This window comes from Streptacidiphilus fuscans, from assembly GCF_015690355.1.
In the GTDB taxonomy this organism is placed as follows: domain Bacteria; phylum Actinomycetota; class Actinomycetes; order Streptomycetales; family Streptomycetaceae; genus Streptacidiphilus; species Streptacidiphilus fuscans.
In genome coordinates this window covers 50,413-66,718 of record NZ_JADPRT010000007.1, presented here as the reverse complement: position 1 = coordinate 66,718, position 16,306 = coordinate 50,413, and the positions used below count along the sequence as shown (strand labels likewise).

Genomic DNA, 16,306 nt, shown 5'->3' with positions numbered 1-16,306 from the left:
CCTGCCTCTCTCGCTGACGCCCCGGTCCGCAGGAATCCACCGTAACCTCTCCAGGTGACAGCGGCGCCGGTGATCAGGGGGAGCTCGGGGAACTCTGGGGGAGAACCCCGAGGGCGACCCTGACCGGACCCTGATGCCGGTCCGGTCGAAGCAGGCAGAAGCGCAGGTCAGCGCGGTCAACGTGGCAGGTCCGCCCGGCTTCCCACCCCCGGCCCCCGGCTCGCGTGGCTGGTCAGACCGCGGCCGCCTGCTTCGCCCACCGCATGTCCGGCTTGCCGGTCGGGGTGCGTTCGATCAGCGGGACGAGTCGGAGCCGGCGCGGGACCTTGTAACCCGCGACATGGGCCCGGCAGTGCGCCTGCAGCGCCTCCAGGGTGAGCTCGGGCTGCCCCTCGCGCTGGTGGACCAGCGCCACCACGGTCTCGCCCCACCGCTCGTCCGGCGCGCCCACGACGACCGTGTCGTATACCGCTGGGTGGGCCTTGATCGCCGACTCGACCTCCTCGGGGAAGACCTTTTCCCCGCCGGAGTTGATACAGGACGACCCGCGACCGAGCAGCGTGATCCGGCCGTCCTCCTCCCGGCGTGCCCAGTCGCCGGGCACGGCGTAGCGGGTGCCGTCGGGCGCGGTACGGAAGACCTCCGCGCTCTTGGCCGGGTCGCCCAGGTAGCAGAGCGGTATGTTGCCGCGCCGGGCGAGCCTGCCGACGACGCCCGCGGGGAGCGGGTTGAGGTCGTCGTCGACGACGTCGGAGTCGCCGATCGGCTTGGTGGTCACCGACCCCTGTCCGCCGCCCTCCCGGTCGGCCGCGCTCCACTGGCTGACGCCGCCCGCGCCGCCCTCGCTGGAGCCGATCGCGTCGCTCAAATAGAGGTTGGGCAGCAGGTCGAGGAAGCGGTTCTTCACCGGCGCCGAGAACAACGCGGCGCTGCTGACCAGCCCGAACAGCGACGTCACGTCGTAGCCCTCGCTCGCGCCTGCGCCTGGGCCCGAGCTCGCCTCGACGGCGGCGCCGAGCGCCTCGACCAGGGGGCGGCCCATCGCGTCGCCGGTGATCATCACTACGTTCACCTTCTCGCTGCCGACCAGCTGCCAGACCCGGTCGGCGTCGAAGCGGTCGACCAGCACCGCGCGGTTGCCGCGGAACAACTGCTGCATCAGCGCCCACTGGGTCGCGCCGTGCATCAGCGGTGCGATCGGCAGGAAGGTGACCGGGTTGTCGTAGGCGGTGGTGGCGATCTCCTCGGGGGTCGCCATCCGGTGGCCGTTGGTGACGTCGATGCCGCCGCCGAGGGCGAAGAAGACGTCCTCCTGCCGCCAGACGACGCCCTTCGGCAGACCGGTGGTCCCGCCGGTGAAGAGCAGGTAGTGGTCGTCGGCCGAGCGCGGCGCGAAGTCGCGCTGCGGGCCGCCGGAGGCGACCGCCTTCTCGTACGGAACCGCAGGCAGGGCGGTGCCCAGGCCGGGAGCCACGTCCCCGGCGGGAGCCACGTCCCTGGCCGGAGCGACGTCCGAGGCCCCGGTCCCGGGCTCCTCGATCACGATCAGGTGCCGCAGCCCGGACAGGCCCGGCCGGACCTCGGCGACCCGGTCGGCGAAGCGCTCCTGGTAGATCATCGCTGTGGGCTCGGCCATCCCCAGCAGGTAGGTCAACTCGTCCGTGACGTACCGGTAGTTCACGTTGACGCAGACCGCGCGCACCTTGCAGATCGCCAGCAGCGACTCGACCCACTCCACGCAGTTCAGGGCGTAGACGGCGATCCGGTCGCCCGGACCGAGCCCGGCCTCGGACAGGTGGTGGGCGAGGCGGTTCGCGCGCTCGTCCAGCTCCGCGAAGGTGCGCCGCTGCACGGCTCTGCCGTCGACGGTGGCGCAGCTGATCGCCTCGCGCTCGGGGAAGTGGTCAACCGCTTGCTCGAACAGATCGGCCAGGTTGAATTCCATGGCCGGAGAGTAGGAGCGGGGCCTTCAGAACTCCAGGCTTCCGGCATCTTGAACTTGTTCTTGGAACCGTACTTGAAAACCCGTCAGCAAGACTGCAACCTGTTCTAGATCTGAACCGGACAAGGTCGGCAGCCACGGCGGAGGCGATGCCATGACGGGCACGGAACATCTGATCATCGAGCGGCACGGCGCGACGCTGGTGCTGACCCTGAATCGTCCCGAGGCAAAGAACGCGTTCTCACTTCCGATGCTGGTGGGACTCCACGACGCGTGGATCGAGGCGGACGCGGACGACGCGATCAGATCAATTGTGCTGACCGGCGCGGGCGGTGCTTTCTGCGCCGGAATGGACCTCAAAGCGCTTGCCGGCGGAGGTTTCGCCGAGGACGACGCGTACCGCGCGCGGCTCGCCGCCGACCCGGATCTGCACTGGAAGGCGATGCTGCGCCACCACCGCCCACGCAAGCCGGTCATCGCCGCCGTCGAGGGCGTCTGCGTCGCGGGCGGCACCGAAGTGCTGCAGGCGACCGACATCCGGGTGGCGGCGGAGTCCGCGAGTTTCGGACTCTTCGAGGTCCGGCGCGGGCTCTTCCCGGTCGGCGGGTCCACCGTCCGGCTGGCCCGGCAGATCCCGCACACCCACGCGCTGGAGATGCTGCTGACCGGCCGTCGCTACAGCGCCGCCGAGGCGCGCGACATCGGCCTGGTCGGCAGCGTCGTCCCGGACGGCACGGCGCTCAAACGCGCGCTGGAGCTGGCCGAGGCCGTCAACGAGGCCGCGCCGCTCGCCGTCGAGGCGGTCAAGCGATCCGTCTACGAGACCGCTCCGATGAGCGAAGAGGACGGCCTGAAGCGGGAGCTGGAGATCGGCTGGCCGATCTTCGCGACCGAGGACGCGAAGGAGGGCCCCCGCGCCTTCGCCGAGAAGCGCGCCCCCGTCTACCGCCGCCGGTGACGCGGACCGCAGACGCGCGTCCCGTAGTCCCGCAGATCCGCAGACCCCATCCCGCAGACCCAGGCCCCAGACCGCAGACCCACAGATCCCCGACCCCCGGAAGAGGAACCGCCATGCCCCCCGAGGTGCTCAGCGCACCGCTGATCGTCGAGTTCCCGTTCACCCGCTCCACCGGCCCTGTCCTCGGAGCGTTCCTCACCGGGCTGCGCGAGCGCGTCGTCCTCGGCGTGCGCGGCAGTGACGGCAGGGTGATCTGCCCGCCCGCCGAGTACGACCCGGTGACCGCAGAGGAGCTCACCCACCTGGTGCCGCTGGGCCAGCTCGGCACCGTCACCACCTGGGCCTGGAACGCCAGTCCGCGTCCCTACCAGCCGCTGGACACCCCCTTCGCCTGGGTGCTGGTCCGCCTGGACGGCGCCGACACCGCACTGCTGCACGCGCTGGACGCACCCCGCGCGAGCGTGCGCACCGGCATGCGCGTCGCCGTCCGCTGGGCCGAGGAGCGCACCGGGGCCATCACCGACATCGCCTGCTTCGTGCCGGTGACCGATGCCGCGACCCCGACCGATGCCGCGACCTCGACCGAGACCGCGTCGGCGCCGGGCACGGACGACGCCGCCCCGACGGAACCGGAAGGCCCCGCCGTATGACCTCAGCCGCCGAACTCCTCGCGGGCATAGCCGAACTGGCCGGTGCCGAGCCGATCACCCGGGTGACGATCCCCGCCCGCCTGGAGTACGCCTACAGCCCCGGCACCGCGCAGACCCGGTTCCTCAACGCCCTGCGCGAGAAGCGCCTGCTGGCCGAGCGCTGCCCGCAGTGCACCCGCGTCTACGTCCCGCCCCGAGGGGCCTGCCCGACCTGCGGCATCGCCACCTCCGAGCAGCTCGAACTGCCGCACACCGGCACCGTCACCACCTTCTGCATCGTCAACATCGCCGCCAAGGGCCTCGACGTCGAGGTGCCCTACTGCTACGCCTACGTGCTGATCGACGGCGCCCATGTCGGGCTGCACGCGCGCATCGGCGACACCCCCTACGCCGAGGTCCGCATCGGACAGCGCGTCGAGGCCGTCTGGCGCGACGAACTCGGCCCGAGCCTCGCCAGCATCAGTCACTTCCGTCCCACGGGCGAACCGGACGCCGACCCCGAGAGCTACCGGAGGTGGATGTGAGCAGCTCCAACAGCCCCAAGAGGGGACTGCGCGAGATCGCCGTCGTCGCCTTCGCGCAGAGCGACCACACCCGTCACACCGACCAGCTCTCCGAGGTCGAGCTGGTGATGCCCGTCCTCCACGACGTACTCAAGCAGACGGGACTGACAGCCAACCAGATCGGCTTCACCTGCTCGGGCAGCAGCGACTACCTCGCCGGTCGCGCTTTCTCCTTCACCATGACGCTCGACGGCGTCGGCGCCTGGCCGCCGATCTCCGAGTCGCATGTGGAGATGGACGGCGCCTGGGCCCTCTACGAGGCCTGGGTCAAACTCCAGACCGGCGAGGCCGACACGGCGCTCGTCTACTCCTACGGCAAGTCCAGCCCGGGCAGCCTCCGCGATGTGCTGACCCGTCAGCTCGACCCCTACACCCTCGCGCCGCTCTGGCCCGACACGGTCGCGCTGGCCGCGCTCCAGGCCCAGGCGCTGCTCGACGCGGGTCTCACCGACGAGCGCGAGCTGGCCGCGACGGCCCTCCGCAGCCGTCGCGCCGCCGTGAGCAACCCGCATGCGCAGCTGCGCGACAGCGCCGACGTCGCCGAACTGCTGGGCCGCCCCTACGAGGTGGAGCCGCTACGCCGTCACGACTGCCCGCCGGTCAGCGACGGCGCGGCCGCGGTGATCCTGGCCGCGGGCGACACCGCCCGTGCCCTGCACGCCCGTCCCGCCTGGATCCGCGGCATCGACCACCGGATCGAGGCGCACCAGCCGGGCGTGCGCGACCTGACCGAGTCGCCGTCCACCAGGACCGCCGCCGTCGCCGCCGGGGCCTTCGACGCCCCGCTCGACGGCGCCGAGCTGCACGCGCCGTTCACCCCCCAGGAGGTGGTGCTGCGGCGGGCGTTGGACCTCGGCGACGGCGTCCCCGTCAACGCGTCGGGCGGGGCGCTGGCGGCCAACCCGATGATGGCCGCCGGACTGATCCGGATCGGCGAGGCCGCCGCCCGGATCCACCGCGGCGAGGCCCACCGGATGCTGGCGCACGCCACCTCGGGGCCCTGCCTGCAGCAGAACCTGGTGGCTGTGCTCGAGGGCACGGAAGGCGGACAGGCATGAGCAAGCAACCGGTCGCTGTCGTCGGCATCGGCCAGACCAAGCACGTGGCCGCGCGCCAGGACGTCTCCATCGCGGGACTGGTCCGCGAGGCCGCCGTCCGGGCCCTGGCCGACGCGGAGTTGGGCTGGGCCGACATCGACGCGGTGGTCGTCGGCAAGGCTCCGGACTTCTTCGAGGGCGTGATGATGCCCGAGCTCTACCTCGCCGAGGCGCTCGGCGCGGTGGGCAAGCCCATGATGCGCGTCCACACCGCGGGCTCGGTCGGCGGTTCGACGGCGCTCGTCGCCGCCAACCTGGTCGCCGCAGGGGTGCACGGCACGGTGCTCACGGTGGCTTTCGAGAAGCAGTCCGAGTCCAACGCGATGTGGGGCCTCTCGCTGCCGGTCCCGTTCCAGCAGCCGCTGACCGCCGGCGCGGGCGGATTCTTCGCGCCCCACGTGCGCGCCTACATGCGGCGCACCGGCGCACCGGACACGGTCGGCTCGCTCGTCGCGTACAAGGACCGCAGGAACGCGCTGAAGAACCCCTACGCGCACCTGCACGAACGCGACCTGACGCTGGAGAAGGTGCAGACGTCGCCGATGCTCTGGGACCCGATCCGCTATTCCGAGACCTGTCCCTCCTCGGATGGGGCATGCGCGTTGGTGCTCACGGGGGAGCGCGGGGCGACACGCGCGCCGCACCCGCCCGCCTGGGTTCACGGCGGTGCGATGCGCAGCGAGCCGACCATCTTCGCGGGCAAGGACTACGTCAGCCCGCAGGCCGGACGCGACTGCGCCGCCGACGTCTACCGCCAGGCCGGGATCAGCGACCCGCGACGGCAGATCGACGTGGTCGAGATGTACGTGCCGTTCTCCTGGTACGAGCCGATGTGGCTGGAGAACCTCGGCTTCGCCGAGCAGGGGGAGGGCTGGAAGCTGGTCGAGGCCGGGGTCACCGAGATGGACGGCGATCTGCCGGTCAACCCTTCGGGCGGGGTGCTCTCCTCCAACCCGATCGGCGCGTCCGGCATGATCCGCTTCGCCGAGGCGGCGCTCCAGGTGCGCGGCGGGGCCGGCGAGCACCAGATCGACGGCGCCCGGCGCGCGATGGGCCACGCCTACGGCGGCGGCGCGCAGTTCTTCTCGATGTGGTTGGTCGGCAGCGACAAACCACAGCACTGAGCGCGCTTTTGACACCTTCCAGCCATTCCGGTGATGCCTTCCGTGCACCGAGCGGAGGGTGTCGTCGCCCGCACGCTCTACCACCGCGATCCGCCTGTGTCACCCTCACGGGCGGATCGCGTCCAAGCCCTCCACCCAGGGGTGTCGTGGAGATTACAGTGGGATCAACTGACGGCGGGAGGAGCACGACGTGGCAGGCGACGCATTCTTCGACGGCACTGCGAGGGCCACTGTTCTCACTCAGCGGGGTCCCTTCGGGACAGCCGTTGAAGTGAAACCGCACCTGGACCTGAGCCGTGCGGAGTGGATGTCGAGCAGTCAGGGCATCGGGGACGTTCAGATCGCCTTTGTCGACGGTTTCATCGCGATGCGCGACGGCCGAAGCCCGGAGGGCCCGTCGCTGATCTTCACCCCGGCCGAGTGGAACGCCTTCGTCCTCGGCGCGCGGGACGGCGAGTTCGACCTGACCTGAGCGGCCTGAGCTGCCAGAGCGCCTGAGCGGCCTGAGGGATCACCCGATCTGAATAAGGGCGCCGCGTCGACCACCCCCACGGGGTCAACGCGGCGCCCAGCCCGCACGCACACGCCCCCACGCGGTGCGAAGCGGGCCCGCCTGCCCCTGCCGGTCATGGCACGGCAGGCGAGTCCCAGGGTTCTTCGATGGTTCCGGGTCGAAGCAAGATTGGCAAAGGAAGAGGGCCGTACGCAGGCGCACGGTCGATGCGAGCCTGATCCTTGGGTGAATCCTTGGAGTGATCGCCGGAACTGCCGGACTTCGCTGGACTTCGATGTCTCCGAGGCGTCAACGGCTCGGGATGCAGCACCGACAGGCTGCCGACGCCACGCGAAGCAGGTCGATATGACCCCTGCTCACCAACCGCGTACGTCTCTGCATGTCGCCGACCGTAATCGGAACGTGATCGGCTCGTCAACCCGGAATCCCCGCCCCCGGAACGCGTTGCCAGGGTCAGGCGTGGAGCCGGATCGCACCCGAAGCGGAACCGAACCGGAACCGCGGAGCCGCCGGAAGGGAGCCCGAACGGGGTCGGCAGAGAATCCCGGGCCAGGCCACGCGTTCGCGACGTTCACGGACACGTACGATTGCCCCATGGCTTTCCTTCGCCGCCGCTCCGGCACTCCCGCAGGCCCGGATTTCGACGTTCTCGCGATGGACCCGGGCGACTGGCCTGGAGACCTCGGCGCCGTCCTGCTCAGTGACCCGGAGGACGGCACCTGCCAGGGCGTGGTGCTGCGCTACGACCTGATGGGCGGCCGTGGCCCGTCGATGCTGATCGGCAACCTGCGCTCCGGTTCCCCCGCGCGCGAGCCGGAGGACGGCGTCCCCTTCGAGGTGCGGCAGATGCTGGCGGCCGTCGGCAACGACGAGCCGGTCGGGGTGCTCGACACCGAGGACTTCCCGGTGATGCTGGACGACGCGCTGCTGATCGTGAAGAAGGTCAAGCTGACCGAGGGCCGTCTCGCCTGCGTGCAGTTCGGGCGGAGCGACGACATCCAGGTCACCGTGGTCACCTGGGACCGGCCGATCAGCGAGGACCTCTACAAGCTGCTCAAGCCGCTTCCCGCGGACATGTTCCAGGTCTGAGCCGAGCCGGACCGAGACTGTGACCCCCAACCGCACCACCTCGTCGACCCCGTCCTCCACCTCGACCCGGCGCGCTCCGTCGAGCTCCGGCGCGGCGCAGGCCGAGATGCTGGCCCGGGTGATGGCGGCGCTGCCGCGCGTCGTCGACCTGCTTGCCGCGCGTGCCGAGGAGCAGGACCGCGAGGCCGACTTCCCCTACCAGGGGGTCGAGACCCTGCACGCCGCCGGACTGCTGACCGTCACGGTGGCGGAACGCCACGGCGGACCGGCGGCCGGCCTGGCGCAGACGGTCGGCCTGCTGGCCGCGCTCGGCAGCGGCGACCCGTCGGTGGCGCTGCTGGCGGCGGAGACACTGCTCGTCCATGCCGCCGAGGACCGGTCGCCACGCTGGCCGTCCGGCGCGTACCAGGCACTGCTGGCGGAGTCGAAGCGCGGACCGGCACTCGCCGGGACGCTGCGCAGCCGCTCCGGCGTGCGCGCGGAACGGACCGCCGACGGTTGGCAGCTGACGGGCCACGAGCCGTCCGTGCCCGGAGCCGAGGCGCTGCACTGGATGACGGTCGAAGCCGTGGTCGCCGAGGACCGGAGTGCCGCAACGTTTCTGCTGCCCGGCGACGCCCCGGGGCTGATCATTGAACCCGGCACCGAGCAGTTCGGGCTCCGCGCGCGGGCCGTCCAGGACGTCGGCTTCGAGGACGTCGTGCTCGATGACGAAGCCCGACTGGAAGCCCGCCTGGCCGCGTCGAGTCGATGGGACGAGGCCGCGCGTCGTCTCGCGGTGGCGGCCGTCGCCGTCGGCGTCGCGTCGTCCGCGCGTGCCTGGCTGCGGCGGAGTATCAAGGAGTTGCCGCTGGCGGAGCTCGGTCGGCTTGAGGTCGAACTGGCCGAGTCCGAGGAGCTGTTGACTGCTCTCGCCCGTTCTCTCGACGCCGCGGACCCGGTTGGGGACCCGCACGAGGATCTGAACGAGGCTCCGAGCGTGGACCGGAATGCCGGCGCCTCCGACGCTACGCGTCGTGTGGCACTGCTGGCACCGCGGGTGGCCGAGCGGGCGCTGGGAATCGTGCGCCACTGCGTCGACCTGTCGGGTGCGCAGGGATTGACCCGTGGCTGGCCGCTGGAACGCCAGCTGCGGGATGCGGTGAGCCTGCGCGCGCTGCTGCCCCGGGAGGACGTCCTCCTCGCCGAAGCGGGCCGGTCGCTCGGCTGACCGGCTGTTCTCGCCCGACCCGATGGGTCATGGCTCTGTCGTGGGCCGCCTTTCGGCGGCCGGTCACGGCCGGTCGTGGCCAGCTGCGCTGGTGACGAGCAGTGGTTTCGGTGGTTGCTGTTGGTCTCGGCCGGTCGGCCCGGGAGGCGCCGACCGACCCGTTCAGCGCGTTCCGACGGCGGCGCGGACCGCGCGCCGTGCCAGCGCGGCGTCCTCGTGCAGGCGGCGGATCAGGATGCGCTGCTCCTCGCCCGCGCCGGGCACGTCGTGACGGCGCAGCTCCCGCATCAGCAGCAGGATCAGGTTGACCAGGAAGGCGTCGCGCGGCAGCGTTCCACCGGCCTGGGCGACCTGGCTCAGCTGACGCCGCGCGCCGGTGTCGCCCGACATGACCGTCCAGAGCAGGGCCAGGTCGTAGCCGGGCAGGTACCACCCGGACTGCTCCCAGTCGACCAGGACCGGGCCGGACGGAGCCAGCAGCACATTGGTCAGCAGCGCGTCGCCGTGGCAGAACTGCCAGGGCTGGTGGGCCAGTCCGTGCAGGAGCTGCTGCAGGTCGCCCGCGTCGCGGTCGGTCAGCAGGCCCAGCGCGTGGTAGCGGGCCACCTCGCGGCCGTAGTCCAGCGGACGGTCGAAGACGTCCGTCGGCGGGCGCCACAGGTTCAGCGCGCGGACCGCGCCGACGATCGCCCGGACCTCACCCGGCGTCGGAGCGTCCGAGGGGTGGCGCTCCCGCGCGGCCGGACGGCCGGGGACGCGCTCCATCAGCAGCACGCAGCGCTCGCTGTCGGCGGCGACCAGCTTGGGCTGGCGCGCCGGCGGACGGTGACGCACGAAGGCACGGTAGGTGGCGATCTCTCGCTGGAACTGGATCGTCCCCTCGACGTCCTCGCCGGGCCGCGCCAGGCACTTCGCCACCACCGGGGTACGACCGGCGGTACCGGCGATCAGCACGTGTCGTCCGTCGCGGATCAGCTGGCGCGGGACGAAGGAGGGAGATATCCGCGCGATGTGGGCCAGCGCGGCGCGGACCTGCGGCGAGCGCTCGGCCGGGTTCTCCGTGCGCGGCGCGGCGGCGGGCCGGGCCTGCGTCGGAACGGGGCGACGGAGCTGCTGGGCCGCGTGGGCCGGACGGGCCTGGAGCTGAGCGCCGCCCTGCTCACGGCCGCGGGGATCCAGCCCGATGGCGGGCCGACGCCGCAGCGGGCCCGGGACGGACGGCTGCTGGGGGCGGGACACCGGTGCGGGCGAGAGAGCCTGTGAGTACATGAGGTGGGTCCTGGTCCCTTCGTGTGTCCGGTGGCGGGCTGCCGCCGGTCGGCCGGGGGTTGGTCGACCGCTGGTGGGGTGGCGCACCGCCGCCGAACGGGCCGGAACCCGGTCGGCGCACCCTGGGGAGTTGCGTCTCCCGGGCGAGCCCTGGCGCGTGGCGACTGCACGCCACCCCATGCGCCACACCCGTAACCCTGGGGTCCGGCCGGCGAACCGACCAGGTTGAGGAGGCGCGTCTCTACAACACACCGAGTGACCGGCAGCGTGGCAGTTGGCGAACCCTGGCGAACCCTGGCGAATGCTCGCCTGGCACATGACGGGTGGTTAGCCTCGAAAGCGCCGAGGAACCTGGGGGCTTGACGTGAACAGAGGACCGAACACCCGACTCGCCGACCTGTTCGCCCTGACGGGCTGGTCCAAGGGCGAGTTGGCGCGGATGGTCAACCGCCGTGGGGCATCAGCCGGTCAGCAGCAGCTGTCGACCGACACCTCACGGGTGCGCCGCTGGATCGAGCGCGGGGAGATCCCACGTGATCCGGTGCCACGCATTCTCGCGGCTCTGTTCAGTGAGCAGCTCGGTCGAGTTGTCACGCCGGAGGACCTCGGCTTTGCACGGGAGCGGAACAACGGGCCGGGTGTGCGAGCCGGCACGCCCGACAGCTCCAGACCCTCCCCAGGGCAGACGGCCGCGGTCCTCACCGAGTTCACGGGAATGGACCTCATGCTCAATCGACGCGGACTGATGGGAGCGAGCACAGCGCTCGCAGCGGGCGCCGTCATTGCCAACCCCTTGTACGAGTGGATGCGTTCGCCGGCCGCCACGCCGCCGCCGGACGAGTCCGGCAGGGTGGTGCGCAGCCCTTCGGCGCTGCCCGCACTGGACTTCTACGAGGCGGGGCCTGTCGGCGAGGAGGAGGTCAAGGCACTGGAGGCCTCCGTCGAGGTGTTCCGCCAGTGGGACGCCTCACGCGGCGGCGGGTTGCAGCGCAAGGCGGTGGTCGGCCAGTTGAACGAGGTCGGCGGCATGCTGACCTACGATCACCCCGACTACCTGCGACGCCGGTTGTGGAGCGTCGCGGCCAACCTGGCCGTGCTGGCCGGGTGGATGTCGCACGACGTCGGCCTGGAGCCGACGGCGCAGAAGTACTTCGTCATGGCCGTCCACGCCTCCCGCGAGTCCGAGGACCGGCCGCGGGCCAGCGAGGCCCTGGCGCGCGCGGCGCGTCAGATGGTCCACCTGGGCCGCCCCGGCGACGCACTGGACCTGATGCGGGTCGCGGACGCGGGGACGGACACGGAGACCTTGCCGCGCACCCGCGCCATGCTGCGCACGGTGGAGGCCTGGGCGCACGCGTCGCTGGGCCACAGCCAGGCGACCCGGCGCACGCTGGGCGAGGCCGAGGACCTGTTCGCGCAGGACAAGGGCGATCCGGGCCCCACCTGGCTCCAGTTCTTCGACCTCGCCGACCTGCACGGCATGCAGGCGCTCACCTACCGCACGCTGGCCGACCACGACCCCACCGCATCCCCGTTGGCGCAGCGGCACGCGCAGCTGGCCCTCCAGCTGCGTTCGGGCGGGCACGAGCGGTCGATGCTCTTCGACAACATCTCCATGGCCTCCGCCTGCTACCTGGCGAACAAGCCCGACGAGGCACAGCGCTACGCGCAGCTCGCGCTCAGCGCCACCAGCGAGATGTCCTCGCACCGCACCTGGGACCGGCTGCGCCAGATGTACCGGCTGACCGCGCGCTACGAGAAGCTGCCCGCGGTCTCCGAGCTGCGGACGGAGATCTCCCAGGTCATGCCGCGCCCGGTCAAGCCGCAGATCGTCTGAGCAGGAAGGAAATTCGAAAGGGAAGCAGGAAAGGGACAGCAGGCAAGGCTCGGCCGGGAGCCGCCCGGCCCTTCAGGCCGCCGTGCGGCCGAGGTCGCGCAGTGCCAGCCAGACGGCCTCGACGTAGCCGTCCGCGGCGAGTTGGGGCGCGCCCACGCAGTGGACCGACCGCACCGTGCCGTCGCCGAGTTGGAGCCGGAACTCGGCGTCTATCGGCTTGCCGTCGACCAGTGCGGCGGTGAGCAGCCCGGAGACCGCGCGGCGGTCCTCGGGGTGCAGCGCGCCCGGGAGTTGATCGAGCGTCAGCGGCCCCTCCTGCGGGGCCCGGGCGAAGATCCGGTACATCTCTGCGGACCAGTCCACCGCGTCGTGGACCAGGTCCCATTCCGCGTCGCCCAGCAGCGTGCCACCCTCGCCGTCGACGGCGGGCGTGGACGCGGCTGACGACGCGGACGTGTGCGAGCCGAATGAGAGAGCGGTGGAGCACCGCTCCAGTTCAGCCAGGTGCGAACAGGCGTGCGCGAGCAGTGCCCGCTCGGAGCGGTCCTGGCAGTCGGCGATCGAGGCCTCCAGCTGTGCGCGGACCACAGCCAACTGCTGCGGAAGCGACGAGGGAGGGAGTTCGGGGTGCATGGCGTCCCACGGTTGCTCGGGGTGGCCCTCTGGCCGTTACGACTCTCGCACAGCGCGTTGCGACGGGGGAGGGCTTTGGGCGAAGTCAGGCCAAGTTTTGCCTTTGGCATATGCCTGAAGATCGTGCCACCGCCGAGAATACGGGCTTCGAGCCCACTTGCGGGTGTCTACGAACGATCTGGGTGGCCTTGTCCGCGTGTGCGGAGAGTGCACACGGACGGTAAGATTCCGTGCTTCCGGCTGACGACCCCGACAGCCGGTGACACAATCCACCCGCGGCCACCGTCGCGGACCCGAACCGACCCGGCCACCGCCGGGTGCACGAAATTCCATTGCCACCAGGACCGCCGCAACGGATGCTGACCTCATGTTCGAGCCCGCGATAGCGCCCAGCGCCTCCCTCCTCGGCCTGCTTCAGCGGGGCCGAGGGGACGGCACCCTGCACGCTCTGGCGGCCGAGCGTCACGAAGCGCTCGCCGCCCTGGACGAGTGCGTCACCAGAGACCCCCGCCGCGACTGGCAGGTCGAGAACCGCTCCCTCTACTACGCACGCCTCTACATGGAGCTGGAGGCGCCGCTGACCGGCCTGGAGGAGCACCTCTTCTGCGCCTGGGACACCCTCGACGAGTGCGAGTCGCGCACCGGTCTGACCCTCGCCGTGCTGGGACGCCTGGTCGGCTACGGCCGCCGCGACGCGCAGCTGCTGCTGCACCGCTACGCCGCGCACGGCAGCAACTGGGCCTGGGCTCTGGACGAACTCGCCGTGCGGGAGACCGACGACGGCCTGCGCGTCCTCGCCGCCGCCGTACTGGACCGCTTCCCTGAGGGCCCCGAGGGCGACGCCGCCCTTCGCGCGGCCGTCCGGGACGCCTACGAGCCACGGCCCTGGCACCTGTGGGCGGCCGACCACCCGCGCGTCGCCGCGGCCACCGAGCGCGCCCCCTTCGACCTGTGGCAGCGCCAGATGGACCGCCCGGAGACGCCGGAGTGGAGCACCGCCGCCGTCCTCGCCTGGGCGGACGCGGGCAGCGGCGGTCAGGGCGGCGGCTTCCCCAGCCAACGGAGCGACGGCACTCTGACCGGCGGTGACGCGACCGGCGACAGCCTGACCGGTGGCGGTCCGGCCGACGACCGCGCCGCGGTCCGCCGTGCCGCCGCGGGCGCCCGGCTGCTCGCCGCCGTCGCCGGGCCGGGCGACGCGTCGCTGCTCCGCGACACCGCGCGGACCGGCGCGACCGGCGCACGCTGCGCCGCCCTGCGCCACCTGGCCGAGATCGACGACGTGTGCGCCCCCGAACTGATCGAGCACGCGGCCGAGGACCTCGCCGAGCCGGTCGCCGAGTTCGCCCTGGACACCCTGGGCCGGATGCGCGGCGCCCGCATCCTCGTCCACGCCCGCGCCTGGGCCGCACGGCCCGCAGGCGGTCGCCTCGCCCGGACCGCCGCCAAACTCCTCGCCTGCGCCGGCGGGCCCGAGGACGCGCCGCTCGTGGTCAGCGCCCTGCACCAGGAGGTCTCGGACGCGGGCGCCGACGGCGCCGACCTGTGCGCGCTCGTCGAAGGCGTCGGCCGGCTGGCGGCCGGGCAGGCGGTGTCGGTGCTGCGGCACATCTACGCGGAGACGGTCTGTTCCCAGCTGCGCCAGAGCGCGGCCCGCGGACTCGCGGTGATCGACCCCTACTTCGCGACCGGCGCGGCGGTCGAGTGCCTCTGGGACTGCGAGGAGGCGACCCGCGAACTGGCCGCGCGGCACGTGTTCACCAAGGGCGACGGCCGGGTGCTGGACCGGCTGCGCCGCCTCGCGGCAGACCCCGGCGAGAAGGCCGAGGTCCACGCGGCCGTCCGGGGCCGCCTCAGCTCGGGCTGACCGTCGGCGGACCGTGCTGACGTCGGCCCACCGTGCTGACGTCGGCTGATGTCCGCTGACGTCGACGGGCTGTCTCCGGTACGCGGGCGCGTGCCGGACCGTCCGTCCCGGGATTCGGTCGTGCCACCCGAGCCCCAGTAATCCCGCAGGTCGTGGCCGTGCGTACCCGCAGCGAGAGAGGATTCGCGCGGCGTTCGCCGATCCGTCAGATCGACGTGCCTCCCTGCACGCCGCGGCTCGGAATAACGCAGGCATGCGTGTCGTCCTCGTCACCGAGTCGTTCCCGCCCGACATCAACGGCGTCGCCCACTCCGTGCTCCGCACCGCGGAACATCTGGTCCGGCGCGGCCACGATCCCCTTGTCATCACTCCCGCACCGGCCGGTCCGGTCGGTGCGCCCGACCCCTGCCCGGTCGTCCGGGTCCCGGCGATCCCACTGCCCGGGTACCCGCAGGTCCGGATCGCCCTGCCCAGCCGCAAGCTGGAGCAACTGATCGCCGGGCACCGGCCCGACGTGGTCCACCTGGCCAGCCCGTTCCTGCTCGGTGCACGCGGCATGGCGGCGGCCGAGCGCCTCGGCCTGCCGACGGTCGCCGTCTACCAGACCGACATCGCCGGGTACGCCCGCGCCTACCGGGCGGGCAGCACGCTCGGCGAGGCGGCTGCCTGGCGGCGGCTGCGCACCGTCCACTGCGCCGCCGACCGGACGCTGGCCCCGTCCACCCCTGCCGCACAGGACCTCACCGCCCACGGCATCCCACGGGTGCACCTGTGGCGGCGCGGCGTCGACTCGGCGCGGTTCCACCCGCGTCACCGCGACGAGGCGCTGCGACGCGAACTCGCCCCGGGCGGCGAGGTGCTGGTCGGCTATGTCGGCCGGTTGGCGCCCGAGAAGCGCGTCGACCTGCTTGCGCAGACCGTGGCGCTGCCCGGCGTCCGGGTCGTCGTCATCGGCGACGGACCGAGCGAGCCGGCCCTGCGGCAGAGCCTGCCGGGAGCCGTCTTCCTCGGACGCCGCACCGGCGACGAACTGGCCGCGCTCTACGCCTCGTTCGACGTCTTCGCGCACACCGGACCGATGGAGACCTTCTGCCAGACCATCCAGGAGGCCATGGCCAGCGGCATCCCCGCCGTCGGCCCGGCGGTGGGCGGGCCGCTGGACCTGATCGCCCATCAGCGCACCGGCTTTCTGGTGCCGCCGCGTGACGGCGCGGCGGTGGCCCGGGCGGTCGAACAGCTCGCCGCCGACCCGGAGCTGCGCGCCCGCTTCGGCGCGGCGGGCCGGGCCGAGGTCGAGTCGCGCACCTGGCAGTCCGTCGGCGACGAGCTGATCGAGCACTACCAGCACGTCATCGGCGGCACGGGAACGGGGCTGCCCGTCTCCCGGGTCGGTGCGGTCACGGCGGTCACGGCGGCTACGGCTACGGCTACGGTCACGGATGCGGCAGCCGCGTCCGTGTCCGCCGTGCCCGCGTCCGTGGCACCGGCACCTGCGGTGCCGGCACCCGCCTCGCCCCCGAGCGCCGCGCCTGCGGCGGCGTAGGAGCGGGGCC

The 16,306-nt window shown here is 72.3% G+C and carries 13 protein-coding genes and 1 pseudogene; 10 read left to right on the top strand and 4 right to left on the bottom strand.

Translation table 11 applies throughout. The features are described 5' to 3' along the window. Positions 1-232: 232 nt before the first annotated feature. Positions 233-1,945, bottom strand: coding sequence for an acyl-CoA synthetase (locus I2501_RS18105; RefSeq protein WP_196195124.1), 1,713 nt, complete (start codon positions 1,943-1,945; stop codon positions 233-235). 151 nt (positions 1,946-2,096) lie between these two features. Here I2501_RS18105 and I2501_RS18100 point away from each other — a divergent pair, with 151 nt between their 5' ends. From I2501_RS18100 to I2501_RS18075, 5 genes and pseudogenes are all read left to right on the top strand, one after another. Further along, entirely contained in the window at positions 2,097-2,900 is an 804-nt protein-coding gene (locus tag I2501_RS18100; protein WP_196195123.1) for a crotonase/enoyl-CoA hydratase family protein, read from the top strand. Between the two features lie 113 nt (positions 2,901-3,013). Further along, positions 3,014-4,074, top strand: a pseudogene (locus I2501_RS39440) (Zn-ribbon domain-containing OB-fold protein). A 26-nt stretch (positions 4,075-4,100) separates the two neighbouring features. Beyond that, entirely contained in the window at positions 4,101-5,171 is a 1,071-nt protein-coding gene (locus I2501_RS18085; protein WP_196195399.1) for a thiolase domain-containing protein, read from the top strand. Then, complete coding sequence (locus I2501_RS18080; protein ID WP_196195120.1) at positions 5,168-6,334, top strand: thiolase domain-containing protein; 1,167 nt, start codon at positions 5,168-5,170, stop codon at positions 6,332-6,334. The genes I2501_RS18085 and I2501_RS18080 overlap by 4 nt, the downstream gene beginning before the upstream one ends. Before the next feature lie 271 nt (positions 6,335-6,605). Beyond that, positions 6,606-6,806 carry a DUF397 domain-containing protein gene (locus I2501_RS18075; RefSeq protein ID WP_328806438.1) on the top strand — a complete coding sequence of 67 codons (201 nt, stop codon included), beginning with the start codon at positions 6,606-6,608 and terminating at the stop codon, positions 6,804-6,806. Positions 6,807-7,136: 330 nt separating this feature from the next. On the opposite strand, the gene I2501_RS40945 is transcribed toward I2501_RS18075, so the two are convergent. Continuing rightward, positions 7,137-7,229 (bottom strand): putative leader peptide, encoded by a 93-nt coding sequence (locus I2501_RS40945; RefSeq protein WP_408022749.1) that lies wholly within the window; start codon positions 7,227-7,229, stop codon positions 7,137-7,139. Positions 7,230-7,442: 213 nt separating this feature from the next. Between I2501_RS40945 and I2501_RS18070 the strand changes: the two genes are divergently transcribed. Next, positions 7,443-7,937: a hypothetical protein gene (locus I2501_RS18070; protein ID WP_196195118.1), complete on the top strand. Its 495-nt coding sequence runs from the start codon at positions 7,443-7,445 to the stop codon at positions 7,935-7,937. 19 nt (positions 7,938-7,956) lie between these two features. Further along, positions 7,957-9,147, top strand: coding sequence for an acyl-CoA dehydrogenase family protein (locus I2501_RS18065; protein WP_196195117.1), 1,191 nt, complete (start codon positions 7,957-7,959; stop codon positions 9,145-9,147). Between the two features lie 162 nt (positions 9,148-9,309). Here the strand turns inward: I2501_RS18065 and I2501_RS18060 are convergent, their stop codons facing one another. Beyond that, a complete protein-coding gene (locus I2501_RS18060; protein ID WP_196195116.1) occupies positions 9,310-10,416 on the bottom strand; it encodes an aminoglycoside phosphotransferase family protein in 1,107 nt (368 codons plus the stop codon). A gap of 364 nt (positions 10,417-10,780) precedes the next feature. Here I2501_RS18060 and I2501_RS18055 point away from each other — a divergent pair, with 364 nt between their 5' ends. After that, entirely contained in the window at positions 10,781-12,253 is a 1,473-nt protein-coding gene (locus I2501_RS18055) for a DNA-binding protein NsdB (protein WP_196195115.1), read from the top strand. Positions 12,254-12,325: 72 nt separating this feature from the next. Here I2501_RS18055 and I2501_RS18050 read toward each other — a convergent pair whose 3' ends face one another. Then, the gene (locus tag I2501_RS18050; protein ID WP_196195114.1) at positions 12,326-12,886 is read right to left on the bottom strand and encodes a PAS domain-containing protein; all 561 of its coding nucleotides are present in this window, start codon (positions 12,884-12,886) and stop codon (positions 12,326-12,328) included. A 367-nt stretch (positions 12,887-13,253) separates the two neighbouring features. Between I2501_RS18050 and I2501_RS18045 the strand changes: the two genes are divergently transcribed. Together I2501_RS18045 and I2501_RS18040 are read left to right on the top strand one after the other, a co-directional pair. Then, positions 13,254-14,753, top strand: coding sequence for a HEAT repeat domain-containing protein (locus I2501_RS18045; protein ID WP_196195113.1), 1,500 nt, complete (start codon positions 13,254-13,256; stop codon positions 14,751-14,753). Positions 14,754-15,006: 253 nt separating this feature from the next. Continuing rightward, positions 15,007-16,296 (top strand): glycosyltransferase family 4 protein, encoded by a 1,290-nt coding sequence (locus tag I2501_RS18040; protein ID WP_196195112.1) that lies wholly within the window; start codon positions 15,007-15,009, stop codon positions 16,294-16,296. Positions 16,297-16,306 lie beyond the last annotated feature (10 nt).

Bases quoted from the DNA above. Each gene is read 5' to 3' on its own strand.
- I2501_RS18105 (WP_196195124.1), bottom strand. From the start codon at position 1,945: ATGGAATTCAACCTGGCCGATCTGTTCGAGCAAGCGGTTGACCACTTC.
- I2501_RS18100 (WP_196195123.1), top strand. From the start codon at position 2,097: ATGACGGGCACGGAACATCTGATCATCGAGCGGCACGGCGCGACGCTG.
- I2501_RS18080 (WP_196195120.1), top strand. From the start codon at position 5,168: ATGAGCAAGCAACCGGTCGCTGTCGTCGGCATCGGCCAGACCAAGCAC.
- I2501_RS40945 (WP_408022749.1), bottom strand. From the start codon at position 7,229: ATGCAGAGACGTACGCGGTTGGTGAGCAGGGGTCATATCGACCTGCTT.
- I2501_RS18070 (WP_196195118.1), top strand. From the start codon at position 7,443: ATGGCTTTCCTTCGCCGCCGCTCCGGCACTCCCGCAGGCCCGGATTTC.
- I2501_RS18060 (WP_196195116.1), bottom strand. From the start codon at position 10,416: ATGTACTCACAGGCTCTCTCGCCCGCACCGGTGTCCCGCCCCCAGCAG.
- I2501_RS18050 (WP_196195114.1), bottom strand. From the start codon at position 12,886: ATGCACCCCGAACTCCCTCCCTCGTCGCTTCCGCAGCAGTTGGCTGTG.
- I2501_RS18045 (WP_196195113.1), top strand. From the start codon at position 13,254: ATGTTCGAGCCCGCGATAGCGCCCAGCGCCTCCCTCCTCGGCCTGCTT.
- I2501_RS18040 (WP_196195112.1), top strand. From the start codon at position 15,007: ATGCGTGTCGTCCTCGTCACCGAGTCGTTCCCGCCCGACATCAACGGC.